Origin of the sequence: Psychrobacter sp. PAMC 21119, from assembly GCF_000247495.1 — a bacterium.
Classification (GTDB): domain Bacteria; phylum Pseudomonadota; class Gammaproteobacteria; order Pseudomonadales; family Moraxellaceae; genus Psychrobacter; species Psychrobacter glaciei.
Map to the genome: position 1 here is coordinate 1 of NZ_AHVZ01000022.1, position 20,122 is coordinate 20,122.

The 20,122-nt window shown below is 42.4% G+C and carries 18 protein-coding genes and 1 pseudogene; 7 read left to right on the forward strand and 12 right to left on the reverse strand.

From position 1 onward, the window contains the following. Together RH96_RS14580 and RH96_RS14585 are read right to left on the reverse strand one after the other, a co-directional pair. The coding region (locus tag RH96_RS14580) for a hypothetical protein (RefSeq protein ID WP_010199868.1) at positions 1-1,729 on the reverse strand (1,729 nt) is incomplete at its 3' end. Between the two features lie 769 nt (positions 1,730-2,498). Next, positions 2,499-3,377 (reverse strand): transferrin-binding protein-like solute binding protein, encoded by an 879-nt coding sequence (locus RH96_RS14585; protein ID WP_010199869.1) that lies wholly within the window; start codon positions 3,375-3,377, stop codon positions 2,499-2,501. Positions 3,378-3,487: 110 nt separating this feature from the next. Between RH96_RS14585 and RH96_RS15125 the strand changes: the two genes are divergently transcribed. Beyond that, positions 3,488-3,802: a hypothetical protein gene (locus RH96_RS15125; protein ID WP_010199870.1), complete on the forward strand. Its 315-nt coding sequence runs from the start codon at positions 3,488-3,490 to the stop codon at positions 3,800-3,802. Here the strand turns inward: RH96_RS15125 and RH96_RS15375 are convergent. The 7 genes and pseudogenes from RH96_RS15375 to RH96_RS08685 all read right to left on the reverse strand — a co-directional run. After that, positions 3,801-3,962, reverse strand: a pseudogene (locus RH96_RS15375) (transferrin-binding protein-like solute binding protein); the annotation flags it as partial. The gene RH96_RS15125 and the pseudogene RH96_RS15375 sit on opposite strands and share 2 nt — an antisense overlap. Next, complete coding sequence (locus tag RH96_RS14590) at positions 3,890-4,081, reverse strand: hypothetical protein (RefSeq protein WP_010199871.1); 192 nt, start codon at positions 4,079-4,081, stop codon at positions 3,890-3,892. The gene RH96_RS14590 and the pseudogene RH96_RS15375, both read right to left, overlap by 73 nt. Positions 4,082-4,104: 23 nt before the next feature. Further along, entirely contained in the window at positions 4,105-4,722 is a 618-nt protein-coding gene (locus RH96_RS08665; protein WP_010199874.1) for a hypothetical protein, read from the reverse strand. A gap of 309 nt (positions 4,723-5,031) precedes the next feature. After that, positions 5,032-6,426: an outer membrane protein gene (locus RH96_RS08670; protein WP_010199876.1), complete on the reverse strand. Its 1,395-nt coding sequence runs from the start codon at positions 6,424-6,426 to the stop codon at positions 5,032-5,034. 485 nt (positions 6,427-6,911) lie between these two features. After that, the gene (locus tag RH96_RS08675; protein ID WP_010199878.1) at positions 6,912-8,426 is read right to left on the reverse strand and encodes an outer membrane protein transport protein; all 1,515 of its coding nucleotides are present in this window, start codon (positions 8,424-8,426) and stop codon (positions 6,912-6,914) included. 415 nt (positions 8,427-8,841) lie between these two features. Further along, a complete protein-coding gene (locus RH96_RS08680; protein WP_010199881.1) occupies positions 8,842-10,374 on the reverse strand; it encodes an OmpP1/FadL family transporter in 1,533 nt (510 codons plus the stop codon). Between the two features lie 216 nt (positions 10,375-10,590). Then, the gene (locus RH96_RS08685) at positions 10,591-10,872 is read right to left on the reverse strand and encodes a SlyX family protein (protein WP_010199882.1); all 282 of its coding nucleotides are present in this window, start codon (positions 10,870-10,872) and stop codon (positions 10,591-10,593) included. A gap of 243 nt (positions 10,873-11,115) precedes the next feature. Here RH96_RS08685 and RH96_RS08690 point away from each other — a divergent pair, with 243 nt between their 5' ends. From RH96_RS08690 to RH96_RS08715, 6 genes are all read left to right on the forward strand, one after another. Then, positions 11,116-13,059: an ATP-binding cassette domain-containing protein gene (locus RH96_RS08690; protein ID WP_010199884.1), complete on the forward strand. Its 1,944-nt coding sequence runs from the start codon at positions 11,116-11,118 to the stop codon at positions 13,057-13,059. 527 nt (positions 13,060-13,586) lie between these two features. After that, positions 13,587-14,171 carry a ubiquinol-cytochrome c reductase iron-sulfur subunit gene (gene petA / locus RH96_RS08695; RefSeq protein ID WP_010199886.1) on the forward strand — a complete coding sequence of 195 codons (585 nt, stop codon included), beginning with the start codon at positions 13,587-13,589 and terminating at the stop codon, positions 14,169-14,171. A gap of 7 nt (positions 14,172-14,178) precedes the next feature. Next, on the forward strand, positions 14,179-15,399 hold the full coding sequence (locus tag RH96_RS08700; protein WP_010199888.1) for a cytochrome b N-terminal domain-containing protein: 1,221 nt from the start codon (positions 14,179-14,181) through the stop codon (positions 15,397-15,399). Next, positions 15,399-16,112 carry a cytochrome c1 gene (locus RH96_RS08705; RefSeq protein ID WP_010199891.1) on the forward strand — a complete coding sequence of 238 codons (714 nt, stop codon included), beginning with the start codon at positions 15,399-15,401 and terminating at the stop codon, positions 16,110-16,112. The genes RH96_RS08700 and RH96_RS08705 overlap by 1 nt, the downstream gene beginning before the upstream one ends. A 205-nt stretch (positions 16,113-16,317) precedes the next feature. Continuing rightward, on the forward strand, positions 16,318-16,932 hold the full coding sequence (locus tag RH96_RS08710; RefSeq protein ID WP_010199892.1) for a glutathione S-transferase N-terminal domain-containing protein: 615 nt from the start codon (positions 16,318-16,320) through the stop codon (positions 16,930-16,932). A 304-nt stretch (positions 16,933-17,236) separates the two neighbouring features. Continuing rightward, a complete protein-coding gene (locus RH96_RS08715) occupies positions 17,237-17,674 on the forward strand; it encodes a ClpXP protease specificity-enhancing factor (RefSeq protein WP_010199894.1) in 438 nt (145 codons plus the stop codon). A 133-nt stretch (positions 17,675-17,807) separates the two neighbouring features. Here the strand turns inward: RH96_RS08715 and dcd are convergent, their stop codons facing one another. The 3 genes from dcd to RH96_RS08730 form a co-directional block, all read right to left on the reverse strand. Then, the gene (gene dcd, locus RH96_RS08720) at positions 17,808-18,383 is read right to left on the reverse strand and encodes a dCTP deaminase (protein WP_010199897.1); all 576 of its coding nucleotides are present in this window, start codon (positions 18,381-18,383) and stop codon (positions 17,808-17,810) included. Between the two features lie 127 nt (positions 18,384-18,510). Then, the gene (locus tag RH96_RS08725; protein ID WP_010199898.1) at positions 18,511-19,614 is read right to left on the reverse strand and encodes a DUF2804 domain-containing protein; all 1,104 of its coding nucleotides are present in this window, start codon (positions 19,612-19,614) and stop codon (positions 18,511-18,513) included. A gap of 23 nt (positions 19,615-19,637) precedes the next feature. Next, positions 19,638-20,063 (reverse strand): hypothetical protein, encoded by a 426-nt coding sequence (locus tag RH96_RS08730; RefSeq protein WP_010199900.1) that lies wholly within the window; start codon positions 20,061-20,063, stop codon positions 19,638-19,640. Between the last annotated feature and the right edge of the window lie 59 nt (positions 20,064-20,122).

Sequence of the window (20,122 nt, forward strand, 5' to 3'; positions counted from 1 at the left end):
TACCCGCTGTTAAACCAATCTTACCGGCTTTATCGAAGGTGAGATCGCCTTTGACGTTTTGAGCGACAAAGTCTGCGGTAAATACTGATTTACCAAACTCGATGTCATTACCGATGCCCAGCTTGCGATAAGTGGCATCTCCTGTGTAGCCAACCTTACCTTCCGTCGGCATGTTGGCAGCTTGGGTGGCATTACCAACGACAGCTACGCCATTTACTGGTAGCTTATTTGCACCAAGAGCTGCTGCACCATCAATGTGACCGATGCGCATGTCATCGCCAAAGTCTTTATAGGTTGAGGTATAAGTTAATGGCAGTACACCAAGGGCGGTTGTAATATCAGTGCTGTCGTCGTGAGATTTAAATCCGTTTTGTAAGTTGGTGTCATTCGTACCAGAGGTGGTGATATTGACGATTGGTAATAGACTACCTGAGGCAGTGTCTGCTCGAGCTTCAACACTGTTTGCGGTAGTATTAAAGTCACGACTAGTAGCGGTAAAGGCATTAGGTAAGCCAGCAGCTGATGGGTCGATGTTCAATGACTGAACACCTGATTTAGTGGCTTCGGGCGCATTCTTGATGGCTGCTGCTGCCAAGGCTGCTTCGGCGGCTTGTTGGGCTTGCTGAGCAGCAGCGACTTGAGCGGCGGCAGCTTGTTGAGCAGCTTGTTGAGCAGCTTGAGCAACAGCTTGGGCCTCTTGGGCTTGAGCTTGGGCTTGCTCTGCTAATTTTGCTTTGCGCTCGGCTTCTTTCTGTAAAGCTTCCGAACCACCACCATTTGCTAGAACTTCTTCTAAAGCTTTTTCTGCTTCTAATTTAGCAGCTTCGGCTTTAGCACGAGCGGTTTCTGCAGCTACAGTTGCTTTTTCTGCTTCTGTTTTAGCTTCTTCTGCTGCTTTTGCCTTTGCTTCCGCGGTCACTTTGGCATTGGCTTCTTGTTTGGCTTTCTCCGCTTCTGTTTTTGCGATAGCTTCAGCCGCTTTTACTCTTGCTTCTGCAGCCTCTATCGCCGTCTTCGCTCTAACCTCTGCTTCTTTAGCTTTGTCTTCTGCGACTTTTACTTTTTCTACTGCTTCTGCGGCAGCTTTTTTAGCCAAGTCAACCTGTGATTTAGAGGCTTTTGCTGCTGCTTCAATTTTAGCTACAGCTTCTGCTCTAGCTGCTTCTGCTGCGATTTTAGCTGTTGCCGCTTCTGCTTTAGCAGCGGCAACAGCTTTAGATGATTCTACTTTAAATGTCTCTTCAGCGGTTTTAAGTGCATCTTGAGCAGTTTGTGCCGCTTTTTTAGCAGCATTTATTTCTGATTTTGATGCATTTTCTAAAGCATCAATTTTTTCTTGTGCATCTTTTTTCGCCGTGTCTAGTGCTTTGGTAGCTTCTGCCAATTTAGTTTGTGCAATTTTTGTCTGATTTTCTGCAATTACCGCTTTAGCTTCTGCATCTTTGGCTCTAGCCTCTGCTGCTTTGATTGCTGCTGTATCACCACCAGTTTCACCGCCACCAGTTTCACCGCCACCAGTTTCACCGCCACCAGTTTCACCGCCACCAGTTTCTCCATATTCCACCCCTGGTAAAACAGGGGTTGGTTTTGGAGCAATAGAGTTATCTCCTCCACTCGTTGAACATGAGGCTAGGATCATAGCAGTCAAAAGAACAACACTAGCTTTGAGCGGGGTATTTAATTTTTTTGCTGTTGATACAGCCAAGATTGAATGACGGTCAAGTGGCATTCGAATTCCTCCATGAAAGTTTTATGAATATTCCGTTAAACATAACTTTTATCTACTAACGCGTATAGATAAACAAATTACATACAAAAAGTCAATAAATAAAAATGGAATAATGTCCACTGTAACTTTTAGTTACTAATTAATATCTGTTAAATAGAATATATAGAAATTATGAGGAATTTTAAATGTATGTGTATACCTATTGCTTTGCTAATATTGCATGCCAAAAGTTTAAATTGGTAACCACTATTTATGAGCAATCTATAAAAGTGATTAGATAGAGGCAATATTTGAACTATAGTTCTTTTACAAAGCTAAAATAAGTAGAATATTCTTGGTTTATGCTTATAAAGGCTATGAAAATACAATAATCTCTGATTATTGACGTATTTTCATCAAAAAATTCTGAGTCAATCCGATTAACTGTGATAGAGATGCTTTATTAATATTTTTGTAATGCTCAGGTGACATAGTGAGTGTGTGAGAGTCATCACTTTTAAATGATTGAGAGATAATAATTAGTTATGATTGATGGACTAAAATACTGACTATGTATTCGATATACACCAACATATTAATATATAATTATAAACAATAGTTTGTCTTTAAAAACAAAAATATTTTTCGTTGTGGAATCATCCTTTAATTAAATAAACATTAATTCACTAAAAGAACATTTGTAAACTGAAATAATGATTGCTTTCTCAGTTTATTATCTACAAAAAAAAGCGCCCTAAGGCGCTTTTTTATTACAAACTGTCAGACTAATTTATTGTTTTTCAGCACCGAAGGTACCTTGGAAGGTTGTACCTTCACCTGGTTGAGCACCCTTACCACCTTGGGTTAAAGCTTCCTGATAAACACCGCCTAAGAAATTAGCATCTTCACCATAGAAACCTCCAGCGGTATCGATATTATTCGCATTACCAGCAAAGGTATTGCCAGTGATGTCGGCATTGATATTAATCTCATTACCAGCAGGCATATACTTATAATCACCTTCTGCAAATGTCAATGTACCTTCAAGTTTACTGTTAACAAAATCGACATCAAACTTAGATGAACCATCAACTACTGGACCACTACGATCACCATCTTTCAGATGTAGGTTTTCCATATAGGTAGCGACACCAGCATAAGCCACCATACCGTCATTGATATTATTATCAATATTGTATTGTGCGAGGTCTTTCATGTACTGCATGTCTTCAAGGTTGGTACCATTGCCTTGTACATAGACAGTAGAAACGCGCGCTAGATCTCCTAAGAAACTCTGATTAGGATCACCATACACATGCCCTATTTGCATTTGTGAATCGAAGTTCTTATAAACAGATGAATAATTGAAATCTAATGCTACAGGACCTTGAACCGTAGTAGTCTCAGTGTGAAGCTTGAAGCCATTGGTTAAGTCGGAATCATTAGCACCACTTATATTAATAAGAACTTGCTCTTTCACAGAATCAGGCTTAGTCATGTCAGCACGTGCTGAAAAGCTATCATAACTGGTAAAGTTGTTACCAGCACGATTGTCTACAGGTACTTCAGAACCATCTACAGTCACAGTTTCTGTAAAGTCAGACTTGTCATCACGTATCTCTGCATAGCCAATCGCATCTTCTGTGAATGAACCCTCTGCACTACTCAACGTATTACTTTGGAAACCTGTAAATTCTGCGTCTGCTTGAACGCTTGGATTAACTGGTGGTGTTGGCGTTGGCGTTGGCGTTGGCGTAGGCGTTGGCGTAGGCGTTGGCGTTGGCGTTGGCGTTGGCGTTGGCGTTGGCGTTGGCGTTGGCGTTGGCGTTGGCGTTGGCGTTGGCGTTGGCGTTGGCGTTGGCGTTGGCGTTGGCGTTGGCGTTGGCGTTGGCGTTGGCGTTGGCGTTGGCGTTGGCGTTGGTGTTGGTGTTGGCGTTGGCGTTGGCGTTGGCGTTGGCGTTGGCGTTGGCGTTGGCGTTGGTGTTGGTGTTGGTGTTGGTGTTGGTGTTGGTGTTGGCGTTACGGCTTCATTTTTTTCGGCACCAAAGGTACCTTGAGAACCATTGCCTTCATAGATACCACCGATATAGTTAGCATCTTTACCGTAGAAAGCACCGTCAGTATTGTAGCCATTGTCGTCAGCTGCAGTACCTGAGAACTGATTACCAGTAATATTCGCTGCTAAGTTAATATTGCCAGCTTCGGCAAAGTCCAGTTTGCCTGCCCATTCTTCGCCACAAAATCCGCTGTGAATGCTGAGGTGCCATATTCAATAGCATTACCAGGACCTACTTTACGGTTGGTTGCATCACCGGTATATTCAAACTTACCTTCGGTCGGTAGAGTCGCTGTCTTTTTACCAACGGCTATCACACCATCTACTGGAATTGTGCTGCCTAGTGCACTAACACCACCATCGATGTGAGCACACGCAACTCATCATTGTCACCAAAGTCTTTATAGATCGAGGTATAAGTCAGGTCACCTGCGGCCAGTACGTTACCGGTGCCACTATAAGATTTAAAACCGTTTTCAGTATCGGCATCGCTATCACTTGATAAGGTCACTGCTGCTGGTGCTGGTACGATTCCTGTCAAAGCTTTGTCAGCACGGGCATCAACATCTGAGGTACTACGAATAGCGAAATCACGTGTGGTCACTTCTCTCACACCTGCAAGCTGACCTGTGTTCACAGATAAGTGCTGTACACCTGATAAGTTTGCTTCTGCTTCAGAGCTGTAACCTGGTGTTGGTGTTGGTGTTGGCGTTGGCGTTGGCGTTGGCGTTGGTGTTGGTGTTGGTGTTGGTGTTGGTGTTGGCGTTGGTGTCGGTGTCGGTGTCGGTGTGATTACTGGACTATCATTAAAGATATCACCTAGTTTGTACGAATTATTATTATCGCTAGCACACGAGGCCAATATCATTGATGTCAAAAGTACGACACTTGCTTTTAATGGGGTATTGAATTTCTTTGCTGTAGAATTAGCTGAGATTGAATGATGGTTAGGTAACATTCGTATTCCTCCATGGATTATAATGAGATATTCCCTTCATATTCAACTATTTATATAATAGCTGAATAATTTTTATAGATACTAAAAAGTAGCTTGATCAGTCAAAACTTAATGGTTTATTACTTTTGAAGAGAGATAACTTTCAACTTCGATAGTAACAACCGACTTAGTAGCGTTCTTTATTAATATCTATAATTTTATTTAAAACATTGCAGCTTATTATAAAGCTCACCCATTACAACTCGATAAGCTTTATAAAATTTCAATCAAAATAAGAACTAAGTTTAAAAACTAAGTTTAAGAATGAAGTTACTGGCTCTGATAAGACAGTTTTACACCAGCGATGTAACCATCGTTATCTTCAGATTTACTAACGATACTGCCGTTCGGTAACTGTCCAGTCGCATCACCAAACTTCAAGTATTTTCCACCGACAGATACGGCCCATTCAGGAGTGACATTATATTTAACCCCACCACCGATACTATAGAAACCATCAATAGTACCCAATGAACTGACAGGATCACCTGCACCAGAGTCATAACCAACCACAACAGAACCCGCTAATTTTTCGTTGAAGCGTTTAGCCAAACCAACGTCGACTTTCCATTGGTCTTTGTCATAAGACAATAGTGGTAAGCCACCAGCAACGGCTCCTTTAGAGTAGGCATTATAAAGAGGAGGCACAATACTAAAGTCACTCCAAGGCACCCAGCGTACATCTAATGTGCCTAGCAGCTGATATTTTTCACTTAAACCCGTCTGAATGTTTAAGTTAACTGACTCTGGTGTGGTCACCGTTGCTTCGGTAGTCGCATCAGCACCAATAGCTGCCGCCAATTCAGGCGTGATTATATCGTTAGGATTAAGTTCATTATATTTACCAATAAATACACTTTTTATAAGATCATTATCTAATAGAGGTACTCTTTCACCTACCACGGTTTTATGATCAATTTCCGAGCGATAAGTTAATGCTGCATTTAAGGCAATCTCTGGTTTACTATAGGAAAGACCAGCCGCCCAACCATAGTCAGTGTCTTTATTGACGTTGGCATCATAACCTGTTAATGGACCATATGCTTGGCCACGTAAATGCACTTCTGCTTTTACTTTTTGTATCACTGGACCACCATATACTTGGAAGCCGTTAGATTTAAAACCTACCAAACCTGTCCATGATTCAGTATGAACGCTAACGTTGGTGTTTTTATCATAATCAGGATCTAGAACAGCTGGATTAATGAATTCATTAGGAAATGCAGTTCCTGTTGAAGAATCTACGATTGTCTGTTTTCCTGGTTGAGATACAAAAGCATTATCTCCTGTATACTCTACTTCTGCTCCAAAAGGCTCATCATAGAACACACCGATACTAATACTGTCATTAATATCCGTTTTTACACCATAGCGAGCAAAAGTATAAGGATCGTCGGTAGCATTACCCGTATTTACACCCTTTTCGTACTCATCTTCGTTAGAGGTAATACCAAGACGAGCACCGTTTGCGATTGCCCCAGCATTATCATTAACTGAAACATCCGTGTTGATGTAAGCATACTCAATCTCGGCGTAAGTACCAGGGTTAAAAAAACCTTTGATGTCTTGACCTGAACGATCAAGACCAGCTGCTTGCGTCAACGATGCAGCTGACAGTGTAAGTAGAGCGAGAGTGAGTTTAGAGATAGGGAATTTTTGAGACACTTGATATCCTCCATGAATAAAATAACTGGCAAAAAGCTTAATTACGGTATGACTTATATCAGTAATTGAAACCTGTGCTGTGCAATCCTTTGCCAAACGATTTAATTATTTAACTAGCAGATGTAACTACCGCTTACGCAATATTACCTTTCATTGTTATCAGACATCACTACTATGTAATACAACGTAACTGATTTCAGTATCATAATTAAAGTTTGCTGCTATAGCAATACCCTTTTCGACTTTTCCCAAAAATAGATTTATGTTAGTTAAAATTTTTATATATTTACAGTGTTTAAAGGTATCTAATAATCGATTTGATGAAAAACGATAGAAAAGGAATATAGTTATTCTTTACTACTTTCGTACAGTATTGATAATTAAGACTATTTTTTTAATTTTTTCCCAACAAAAAAAGCAGCCACAATGGGCTGCTTTTTATTGTTAAATCTAACACTTTAAAAAAAGTAACAAGTGTTCACTTATTACTGCGCTTGATAAGAAAGCTTCACGCCAGCGATATAGCCATCATTGCTTTCAAAATCAGAAACAATTTTGTCAGTTGGTAATTGACCTTTGGCATCACCGAACCATAAGTATTTGCCACCGGCTGATACGGCCCAGTTTTTGGTAACGTTATACTTGGCGCCAAGACCAACACTATAATAGCCATCGACAGGACCTAATGAAGTAGTCGGATCACCAGCACCGCTATCCCAACCAACCGTACCACTGATCGCAAGTGCTGGTGCTACACGCTTAGCCAAACCTAGCTCGACTTGCCACTGATCGTCTTCATACTCGACCAAGTTTAAACCATCATCCGCATATAATGGATTATTCTTACTAACTTCATTATATAACGGTGGCGTAATTACGAAGTCACTCCAAGGCACCCAACGTACTTTTGCGGTGGCTAATGTAGTTGGATTAATACCAGTTTGGAAGTCAAAGTTGATTGATTCAGGGGTTGTAATCTCGTAATTACTACTCTGAACGGCAGCCGCTGGATTACCCGCTAAAAGCCCAGCTAATGGATAGGTTTCAGAGATCTTTATATCATGATCAATCTCAGAGCGATACGTTAGCGCTGCTTTTAGTGCAATCTCAGGTTTACTATACGACATACCTGCTATATAACCATAATCCATATCAGGATTACTATTTGAAGTATAACCGGTAGCAAGATCGTAAGCACTGCCACGTAGTCTTACTTGTGCTTCGATACGTTGAGCAACCGGACCACCATAAACTTGGAAGTTTTTATTAGCGCCAAATTTTGCGCCAAGAATAGCTGTTAAGTTTTGACTGCGAACCTCAACTTTAGTGGTTTGGGTGTTGGAGAGCTGAGCATTAGCATAATTATCAAAGCCTATTACTGGAGCCAACCTTGCTTCGCCAGCTGCAATATTCGCCTGACCTTGTACAATTTGTGGACGTAAAACTGCTTCAAGCGCTGGATTGTTCTGAATAGCTGCTTCTGCTTGTGCTACCTGAGCTCTCGCAGCCGCTAAACCTTGTCGAGATTGGTCAACAAAATCACTTAATTCTTGAGCATTGGTAAGACTAACACCTGGTACTGCTGGGTCCAATCTTGTTGCGATTAGATCATTAATTGCAGTAACTGGTGAACCAGTAAAATTACTATCGCCAGTATATTCAGCAGCGGCACCAAAAGGCTCGTCATATATGACACCTACACTAAACGTATCATTGATATCTGATTTTACGCCATAGCGGAAGAAGTCATAATCTTCAGAAATATCACCAGTTTTGTTACCTTTAACGTAAGCTGAGTTATCATCTCCGACATAGGCATTATCTCTACCACTGACATCAGCATCAATATAGGTATAAACCGCTTCGGCATAAGTTCCATCTTGAAAGAAAGCAGTGACGTCCTGACCTGAACGATCTAGACCGGCAGCATTCGTCATGCTGGCTACAGAAATAGTAGCAATAGCTACCGCAAGGGTTTTTAAGTGAAAGGTAGCGCGCATTATGTATCTCCAAACATCCTAGTTGTTTAACCGTCCTATGAATCTAAAATTGGCCATGGTGCACGCAAATTTAAACTATGAAAACAGTGTCCTGATTTCGATCATAATGGCTTTTTGACACTAAAACAACACTTAAAGCACTTTATTTCCTAAATATGACTGAACAGTACAGATTACATGTAACTGACATACTAAACACTTGTTTCCTTTAGTAAAACTATCTTTTGAATTTACTTTTTACTGGACTAAAATCGTCTTTTTTCTTCATGCTCAGTCATCAATAAGCATACCCTGATAATAGAGTGTACATATTTGACTATCCTTATTTTGAGAAAAAAAAGCGACCCGCTTAGGATCGCTTTTTTTTCTGCTAAATTGGCAAATAGTATCAAACTAGATATATTTTAGTTTGATACTATTTCGCTTGATAAGATACTTTTACACCAACTGCATAGCCATCGTTATCTTCGAACTTACTAACCACTGATTTGGTTGGTATTTGACCATCAGCATCACCAAACCACAGGTACTTACCACCGGCAGACACCGCCCAGTTCTCAGTGAAGTTATATTTTGCGCCAAGACCAGCACTATAATACCCCTCGATAGGGCCTAGCGAGGTCACTGGATCACCAGCGCCACTATCCCAACCGACCGTTCCGGTAACGGCTAATGCTGGCGACAAACGCTTGGCAAGACCCAACTCTACTAACCATTGATCTTCATCATAGCTGACTAAAGACAAACCTTTATCATCACCCGTTGAACGCTTGCTGACTTCGTTATAAAGGGGTGGCACGATTGCAAAATCAGTCCAAGGTACCCAGCGTACTTTTGCGGTCGCTAACGTCGTTTGATTCACGCCTGTTTGAAAGTCAAAGTTGACTGATTTAGGTGTGGTGATATCTATTTTGTTACCCTGAACAGGATCGCCACCCAATGCGGCAACTAGCGGATAAGTCTCATCAATGTTCAAGCTATGGTCGATCTCTGAGCGATACGTTAACGCAGCTAGTAGTGCAATTTCAGGCTTGCTATAAGAGACACCGGCTAACCAACCGTAATCTTGGTCAGAGCTGATATGAGTGGTATAGCCAGTAGCAGGACCGTAAGCACTACCACGCAGTGCTACGTCAGCCTGAACTTGCTGCATCACAGGGCCACCATATACTTGGAAGTTTTTATTTTCACCAAGTTTCATACCTAAGATACCAGTAATACTTTCAGTGCGGACTTCAACATTGGTACCTTCGTCGTTAGCTAGGCGACCATCAGCAAAACCTTCTAACTGTTCCAGTTGGCTTAATTGTGCTTGACCTGCTGCCAATTGTGTCTCACCAGCCGAAATTCCTGCTAAACCAGCATTGATCTGCGGACGCAATACAGACTCAAGCGCTGGGTTCTGATTAACAGCAGCCTGAGCTTGTCTAATTTGCTCTCTCGCTTCATTTAAACGAGTTTCAGAAGCATTTAACTGCTTGTTCGTTCCTTCAACTAAATCTTTTAGTCCTTGAACATCAGTAACACCCATACCACCTAAACGCGATGCTATAATGCTATTGACTGCAGCAGTTGGTGTACCGACAAAGTTATTATCACCACTATAATCAGCAGCAGCACCGAAAGGCTCGTCGTATAAGATACCAACACTGAATGTATCATTGATATCTGCTTTTACGCCATAACGGAAAAAATCATAAGACTCAGCGATATCATCGATTTTTTTGCCTTGCTCATAAGCCTTTTTATCAGGACCGACATAAGCATTGTCATGGCCACTGACATCACCATCGATGTAAGTATAAACCGCTTCGGCATATAAGCCGTCTTGCAAAAATGCGGTAACGTCTTGTCCTGAACGATCAAGACCAGCAGCACTAGCAGTGCTAGCGACAGAGAAAGCAGCAATAGCTACTGTAAGGGTTTTTAGGTGAAAGGTGGCCCGCATTGTGTATCTCCAAACATCCGCATTGTTTTACCGCCGTACCAAAAATTGCTAGGTAGGCAGCAGCTAAGGAGAAGGATACTAATGTCTTTTTTACCTTAAGACAACTGTAAAAATACATTATTACCGAATTATGACTAGACAGTCATCGACCATTAATCATATTCAAAAGTAAGAATATATTCTAAATAGAGACAGCTTCTCTTATTTTAACGGTTTTTAATAATGCGGTGGCCTATCAGACATAACATCAAATGGAGCAATTCCTCCTTCGGTATCTTGGCTTTCAACTTGCTTGTAAATAAGCTGCAATTGACGTTGTACAGTCTGAATATGCTTGTCTTGCCGAGCGATAACTTCATCGAGTCGCTCTACCGTTAGCTCCAGATGAGCCATGTTCATCTGTAACTCAATCACTTGAAGTTGTAGATCGCTTTGGGCAGCAGATGAATTGCCTTGAGGGTTGGTTAAAGGTGTCGTTGGTGGGACAGATTGATCCATATTTTTCTCTAAGTGATAGCATTCATATACTGAATTTGCTGGAATATTCATTTTTGATTGATGACCGTGAAATGGTAGCAATTAATAAGCAATGACATGCATAGCATATTGACTACCAACAAATAGCAATAAAATAGTACTGATAAACCATTTACTCGCACTACAGTCAGGTGGTGGCATGTTATACTGCTGCCAATTTTGCAACAACCCCTACCTCACTATTATATAAGCTTAAGATATTTTATGGCACTGATACATCTAAAAGATATTCACCTCGCATTTGGCGTGGCTCCCGTTCTTGATGGCGTTGATTTTGCGATCAATGCTGGCGAGCGTGTGTGTTTGATTGGTCGCAATGGCGAAGGCAAATCCACTCTATTTAAGTTGATCAATGGCTCATTGCAGCCTGATAGTGGTGAAGTCATCATCAATAGTAGTGTACGTGTTGCGATGCTTGAGCAAGACGTACCAGAAACCAGTGGCCGCATACTGGATATCGTCATGGGTGGTAGTCGTCGCACTGCTGATCTGCTGGTTAACTATAATAAGCAAGTCGATATGTGTGCCAATGGCGATATGGATGCCTGTGAGCGTATGGCCGACTTACAGCATGATATCGATGCAGTACATGGCTGGGATTTAGAGCGTGATGCCACTCGTCTTATTACTACGATGGGACTTGATCCAGATGATGACTTGTCGTCGTTGTCTGGTGGTCGTAAGCGCCGTGTACTACTTGCGCGCTCACTAGTTACCAAGCCTGATGTGCTGCTTCTCGATGAGCCTACCAACCATTTGGACGTTGAGAGCATCGAATGGTTAGAGCGCTTCTTATTGGATTGGCAAGGTTTGACATTATTGTTCGTTACCCATGATAGAGCATTTGTGAATAAACTGTCGACGCGCATCATTGAGCTTGATCGCGGTCAGTTGACCAGCTATGACGTAACCCAAGGTGAAGGTGGCTACGCACGCTATCAAGAATTAAAAGAGCTACAGTTATTGGCTGAAGAAAAAAATAACGCGAACTTTGATAAAAAATTGGCGCAAGAAGAAGTTTGGATTCGTCAAGGAATTAAAGCGCGCCGCACCCGTAATGAAGGCCGTGTCCGTGAGCTAAAAGCCTTACGTGAAGAGCGTGGCGACCGCCGTGAACAAGTGGGCAATGTAAACATCACCATGGGTCAAGGCGAAAAAAGCGGCAAGCTGGTCTGCAAAGTTAAGAACTTGCATCTTGAGTATGATGGCAATGTATTGGTTGATAACTTTACGACGACTATTATGCGTGGCGACAAAATCGGTATTGTCGGGCCTAATGGCGCGGGTAAAACCACACTTATTAAAGCTCTACTCGACATGTCTGATGACGAAGTCACCAAGACAGGCAGCGTTGAGCTAGGAACCAACTTAAAAATCGCGTTTTTCGATCAGTTACGTGATCAGCTAGATTTAGAAGCGAGTGTTGCACAAAACGTCTCAGAAGGCTCAGACTTCGTCGAAGTTGGCGGTCGTAAGACACATATTATGAGCTATTTGCAAGATTTCTTATTTGCTCCAGAGCGTGCACGCACACCTGTTAAGGCATTGTCTGGCGGTGAACGTAACCGCGTCCTACTTGCCAAGCAACTATTGAAGCCTGCCAACATTCTAGTACTCGATGAGCCAACCAACGATTTGGACATGGCGACACTTGAGCTATTAGAGGAATCAGTCGCAAGCTTTGGTGGTACGATTTTGCTCATCAGCCATGATCGCTCATTCATGGATAATGTCGTCACCTCAACATGGGTATTCGGCGAAGATGAAGATGGCAAAGGGATCGTCAAAGAGTACGTCGGTGGCTATCAAGAGTATCTGGTACAAAAAAATCGTGAGCAAGCAGCACAAGCTGCTAGAGCACCAGTAAGTAATACAAATGCAGCAAATAAATCAGCTAGCAAGCAAGCCGTAGCAAAACCCAGTATCACAGCCAAAAAGCTCAATTATAATGAACAGCGTGAGTTAGATAATTTGCCAAAAGAGATTGCAGTGCTTGAAGCGGAACAAAATGAGCTGCAAGAAAAGCTGGCTGACGGCTCATGGTTTACTAAAGACTTCGATGCGGCAACAGCAGCTAGTGAGCGTTTACTAGTGATTGAAGATGAAATGATGAGCAAGCTTGAGCGCTGGAGTACACTTGAAGGCTAGAATGAGTCGCTAAAACGTACCTTTAAGTACCTTTGAAATAGACACATTCCATGAACTGATATTTTAAGTTTCTATCTATGGCATATTTAAAGGCTAAAATAATCACCACGCTATTAATAGTGTGGTGATTATTCGTTTACGACCACTTACACAGAGATTAGGGACTGAAAGTTAGTGAACATTCCCTCGATTTCAAGTATCATTCGCTATTGCTAAATACCCTTATTAATTATAAGGTCATCGCGCTGACAAACCTTGCTGGCATAAAAACAGTAACGATACGGCGATATCCAAGCCATCGTGGACAAATAATGTTGTTCAACCTCATACTATGCCCTATCAAGGTTGCTTTATTTTTAACGCAATAATTTATTTTATGACCAAAATAGCTTAGAATAGCAACAATTAGCAAAATTAGGCACAGCTAAAGTGGCTTGATATTGTATCTATATTTTTTAAGCCAATATTCTCTAAGCCACAAACCCAGTGTGGGATAATCCCATTTCATTCACCTGGAGGAAGTATTAATGAGCCATGCCGAAGGCGTTAATGTAAAACGCCGTAGAGTTCTTATTGCCTCGACTGCCGCGATTGGTGCAGCTGGGGTAGCTGCCTTGGCAACACCTTTTGTCCGCTCTTGGACGCCAAGCGCAAAAGCTGAAGCTGCAGGGGCTGCAGTGACCCAAGATATCGGTTCTATCGAAGATGGACAAATGATTGTCATCAAATATCGTGGCAAACCTATTTATGTGGTTAAGCGTACCGAAGATATGATTGCAGGATTAGAGTCAGTTAAACCATTACTGTCTGACCCAGACTCTCTTGCCTCTTTACAGCCTGAATACTGTGCGAATCCTACGCGCTCTTTAGAACCAACTGTATTGGTCGTTGAAGGCGTGTGTACGCATTTGGGCTGTGCGCCAAACTATCGCCCTGACGTTGGTGCCGCTGACTTAGGCGGTAATGACTGGTATGGCGGATTTTTCTGCCCCTGCCACGGTTCTAAGTATGACTTAGCAGGTCGCGTCTTTAATGGCGTTCCAGCACCGCTTAACTTACCCATCCCAGAGTATAATATGGATGGTACCATCTTGACGGTTGGGGAGGCTTAATATGAGTATGGGTAAAAAAATCATGCACTGGGTGGACGCGCGCTTTCCGGCGACCGAAACCTATGAATATCACATGTCCAAGTACTACGCACCAAAAAACTTTAACTTTTGGTACTTCTTTGGCGTGCTATCTATGGTCGTACTGGTCAACCAATTGGTGACGGGTATCTGGCTAACGATGATGTACAACCCAAGTGCCGAAGGGGCATTTGCGTCTGTTGAATACATCATGCGTGATGTGAAAGGCGGCTGGCTTATTCGCTATATGCATTCCACTGGCGCCTCGGCGTTCTTCGTGGTGGTCTATCTGCATATGTTTAGAGCCTTGCTTTACGGTTCGTACCAAAAACCACGTGAGCTTATTTGGCTCATCGGTATGGGTATTTACCTAGCATTGATGGCAGAAGGTTTCTTCGGATACTTGCTACCTTGGGGCAACATGTCATTCTGGGGTGCACAGGTTATCTTGAACTTACCTGCCGCGTTGCCAGTGATTGGTGACGGTCTTGCCGAATGGGTACGTGGTGATTATATTATCTCCGGTATCACCCTCAACCGCTTCTTTGCCTTACACGTTGTCGCTATTCCTTTAGTGCTCGTGGGCTTGGTCTTTATGCATTTAGTGGCACTGCATCATGTGGGTTCGAACAACCCTGATGGCATCGACATTAAAAAGCTAAAAGATAAGAACGGCGTGCCATTAGACGGTATTGAGTTCCATCCGTACTACACCGTTCATGATATGGTTGGTATTGTGGTGTTCTTTATCCTGTTCTTTGCAGTGGTATTCTTCTTCCCAGAGGGCGGCGGATTCTTCCTTGAGCCACCAAACTTTGAGACAGCGAACTCGCTGAAGACGCCTGCTCATATTGCACCAGTATGGTATTACACGCCATTCTATGCCATTTTACGTGCAGTCCCTGACAAGCTGGGTGGTGTGATTGCGATGGGTGGTGCGATTGCCGTATTGTTCTTGATACCATGGCTCGATAGATCGCCGGTACGCTCTATACGTTATAAAGGCATTTTATCTAAAATTGCTTTAACCGTGTTTGCGATTAGTTTCTTAGTTTTAGGTTACTTAGGCGCGACGCCAACAACGCCAACAGCAACATTGATGGCTCGTATCTTCACTGTCTTGTATTTCTTGTTTTTCTTACTGATGCCAATTTATACCTCTATCGAGAAGTGTAAACAGCCACCAGAACGCGTTACCGGAGGTCACTAATGAGCACGCTAATTAAATCCCTAGCTGGTCTAGGCTTAGGCGCGGCACTGACTTTGACTGCTGGTACTGCACTGGCAGCGGGCAGTGGGTGTGGTACATTCACCAATGCTGAGGGTGTGGAAGAGCACTTGCTCTGTAGTGAAGCCCCTATTGACTTTACCAATAAAGGCTCGCTACAAAACGGTGCCAAGATTTTTATGAATTACTGTGCAGGTTGTCACTCAGCACAGTATGTTCGTCACTCTCGCATCGCTAAAGATTTAGAGATTCCACCTGAGCTGGTCGAAAAATATTTGATGGTGACGACCGATCAGATTGGTGATCATATCAATGCTGAGATTGACCCTGAGGTTCAGGCTTCATGGTTTGGTGCTGCGCCACCAGATTTGTCACTTGAGACAAGACTGCGCGGTGATGACTGGGTATACACTTACCTACTATCATTTTATGAAGATCCAAGTCGTCCTTGGGGCGCCAATAACCTAGTGCTTGCAAACGCTGCAATGCCTCATGTCTTGCACAATATGCAAGAAACATTGAGTCAAGAAGAGTTCGAGTCTGAGGTCGGTGATTTGGTTAACTTTATGGCGTGGATGGGTGAGCCTGCTCGTCACGACCGTCAAGTAATTGGCTTCTTCGTCATTATCTTCTTATTGGTTTTACTCATCCCAGTCTACTTGCTCAACAAAGAGTTCTGGAAAGATGTAAAATAATTAGAAGTAGATAGTATAAAAACCAAGCATTATATAAGGCACTACTTCGGTAGTGCCTTTTTTATGTTTTGATGGTTTAATATCTAATGAAAACTCAAGACATCAGACAAATAAAGCGCTCACCAGCAACATTTACGCGAGTTACCTTGATAAACACAGCGACTTTGTTTACGATGACAACCTTCACTATTAACATTAGGCTTTCATGATTGATGCGAATGACATTCCCAGTAGTCAGCTGATTTTATACGCTGATGACGGCTACGACAGTCATGTAGTACGCCTATTACTTGAAGAAAAGAAGCTCGCTTATTATTTATCACGTTTGCATTCTGAGCGTCCTGAAGATTTGACTGAGCTCAACCCCTATCACACCTTGCCTGTTCTGCAACAGCGCGAGATTGCGCTCTATGAAATTAACGTCATCTTTGAATATCTTGAGGAACGTTATCACGCCAATAAACTGCTGCCTGATACCCCGCAAGAGCGGGCTCAGTTTCGTCAATTGGCATGGCGTATACAACGTGATTGGTTGGTACTCGGTAAGCGACTGCTTATGCATCCAGATAGCTTTAACAAAGCACAAGCTGCCTTGGCAAAAAAGCAACTCGCTGATTCATTGATTACCTTATCACCGCTGTTTGCTCACAAGTCTTACTTTATGGCGGATGAGTTTGGTTGGTGCGATGTACTACTCGCGCCTTTATTATGGCGACTTGAGGAGATGGGCATCGAACTACCTCGGGCTATTAGTCGTCCGTTGTTTGACTATCAAACGAGAGTCTTTGAGCGCAGTAGCTTTCAAAAAAGCGTGCGTTAATTAGTGCGTATCTTTAATTCACTCGATAGCCATCTAAATGGGCTAAAAATGGATAAATCTTGCCAAACATCGTCAAATAGCTGGTTAATATCCCGATATTATCTGCGCTATTTTTCTTGTTTAACGGCAATTTATCTCATTTTTATCACCATTTTTGAAATGAAGATACGCCCTAGACAAGTATAAAAAGCTGTCCTAGAATAAGTACCAATAAAACAGACGTTAAGCAGCAGTTATCCTCTGATAAATTGCTGAAATAACTGTATTTTAATTATAAAATATCATTAGTATAGGAAATCATCAGATGAGCGAAACCACCTCTATTACTCCGACCCGCCCCTACATGGTACGTGCGCTATACCAGTGGATAGAAGACAATGACCTGACTCCCTATCTGATGGTCGATGCAACGGCTGAAAACGTGCAAATTCCAACCGAACACGTGCAAGATGGTCGTATTGTCTTGAATATCGCCAGCCGTGCCACTGGTAATATGAGTATGGAAAATGACTATATACATTTCAGTGCGCGTTTTGGCGGTGTGTCACAAGATATTTGGGTACCACTGACGGCGGTGCTAGGTATTTATGCGAAAGAGAACTCGCAAGGGATGTTTTTTGATCCCAATGAATATGACAATTATCAGCCTGAAGGCGATTCACCAGTTGCTGCTAAGAAAAGCCCAACAGCAGCACCCAAGCCGAAACGTGATAATAAAGCAGGCTTAAAAGTATTGAAATAGTCGGTTTTTTTACCTAAAAAAGCTGGTCGTATTGAATACGGCCAGCTTTTTTGTTGTCAGTCTAAAAGTGTAACGGCTTTTAAAACGCTTAGATTTTTGGCGCTTGGGTTTTTGGCGCTTGGGTTTTTGACGCTTAGGTTCTTGGTAAAGTCACACCGCGCTGGCCTTGATATTTACCACCGCGATCTTTATAGCTGGTCTCACATACGTCATCAGCATCACTTTGGAAAAATAGCATTTGTGCCACGCCTTCACCCGCATAAATACGCGCTGGCAAATTGGTGGTATTACTAAATTCTAAAGTCACATGCCCTTCCCACTCAGGCTCAAGCGGCGTGACATTGACGATAATTCCGCAACGGGCATACGTTGATTTACCCAAGCAAATCGTTAATACGTCACGTGGAATACGGAAATATTCCATGGTGCGTGCTAGCGCAAATGAGTTGGGCGGAATGATGCACTCATCACCGACGATATCAATAAAACTTTTTTCATCGAAGTTTTTAGGATCAACGACGACTGAATGTACGTTGGTAAAGACTTTAAACTCAGGGGCACAGCGCACATCATAACCATAGCTTGACGTACCGTAGCTGACCAAACGCTCGCCTGCATCATTAAATCGTACTTGACCCGCTTCAAACGGCTCAATCATGCCATGTTCTTCGGCCATTTTACGAATCCAGCGGTCAGATTTGATAGACATTGTTGTTCCTTAGCAAATATTTAATAGCGACGATTATACGGAATTGAAGGCTCAATTTATAGAGCAATGGCGACTTTAAAATTAATACGTCCAATAGCCTAATTATCATCAACCTATATTTTACAATCTACCATTTGGCAAAGTGATCTTCTGCTAAGCCCATCACCTTATCAAACTTAATCACCTCATTTTTGATGCGAATCTCACCACTATAAAAGCCAAGCCATTGCTCAAAGATACTGGCAAGCACACCAAAGTTATCCGTCTTCTTATAAACGGTCATCGGTGTAAAGGTTAAGTCAATATCCACGTTGCTCCAGCCTAGATTCTGATGATAGACACGCCAAGTATTTTGCACGGATGTATTCCAATCTTTACGTATAAATAGCACTGGTGGTAGATAATAAATCTGCCCATCCAGCCAGCACGCATTTTCGCTAACCCCTGTTTCATTGACGCCCATCGACAAGTTCAACGTAAAATGACGACCATCGGGCAAATAGTGATTAATACAAGTCCAAAACCAATTGGTCTTGTGACGCATATAGCCGAGCGTCCAATCTAGATTGGCGATAGTCGTTTCGGAAAAGTGGATTTGTTTGGCTTGAGCATCCGTATTAAATTTTGAATTGGCTTTAATAAGCAAATGACCAGATACGGCTGTTAATGGCTCTTTTTGCGTAAACGTCCAGCCACGCCTGCCAGTTGGTGTGCATATAGCCAGTGGCTGCGCTTGCCGCGCCAGTGTCGCATTGAGTGCAAGATATTGACTGTCCAGCGCTACCTTAATTTGTGAAGGCATAAAATCTAATGTCACGGTTAAATTCGCATGGAAAAACGCCATTTGCCCTTGATGACAATCACCCTCCAATAACGTATGACGAGTCAACGGCTGCAATGCTTCACAAACCTCCAACTCATCCGTCTCATCGTTGTACAGATAAACAAAAGCACTGGTTGCCAGCTTAATCGTCGCCAATGCTAGACAGATTCGATAAGGCGGCTGAATAATTTGGATAAAGCAGAATTGGTTGGCCTTTAATTCTTTGCGCCAATTTGGTAAGGTTTTTTGTGAGATAAGATGGCTGTGATAGTCCAAATAATTGATATTTTTGACGTGAGCAAAGATGCCAAAAGTAGGCTGACCGTTTTGAATAAGCTCATTGAGAACAACTGGCTTAATGCGGGTGGATAAGTGTTGTTGGTTTTGGTCGTTGCGACTTTGATTCATAATTAAGGCATCCTAGCCATAGTTCATTGAGAAACTACCTGTCCTTGGTAGCTGACTGCGGTACTTATAATTCTTCTTTTTGCCTGTCTTGACGCTGCCCAAATTGCCTCTCTCGCCGCTTTAATCTCTATCGACGTCAATCCATCTGCCAGCTCTTCAGTCACATTGACTACGGCAAAACCATTTATGCCAAATGGATGTTTGGGAAATTTAAGCAGTAGATCAGTCAGCGCCTGTAATGCTTTAAAAAAATCGGCAATCACCATTCGGCGATTACTAAAATCAGCATGGACTTCATAGCGTTTGCTACTCCCATCTTTATAGTAGCAGACGGCAATCAATTGATTGTTTGAGAGTTCAATCACATATATCGGTGGGCGGAATAATTTCAGTAACCTATACTGTTTGGGAATATTGTCTAAATGACGTTGATAAATCGATAAGCTCACAATATTCCCTTTTTAAAAAACTAAGCCCTTCAAAATTTGCTTACTTAGGCTATTTAACT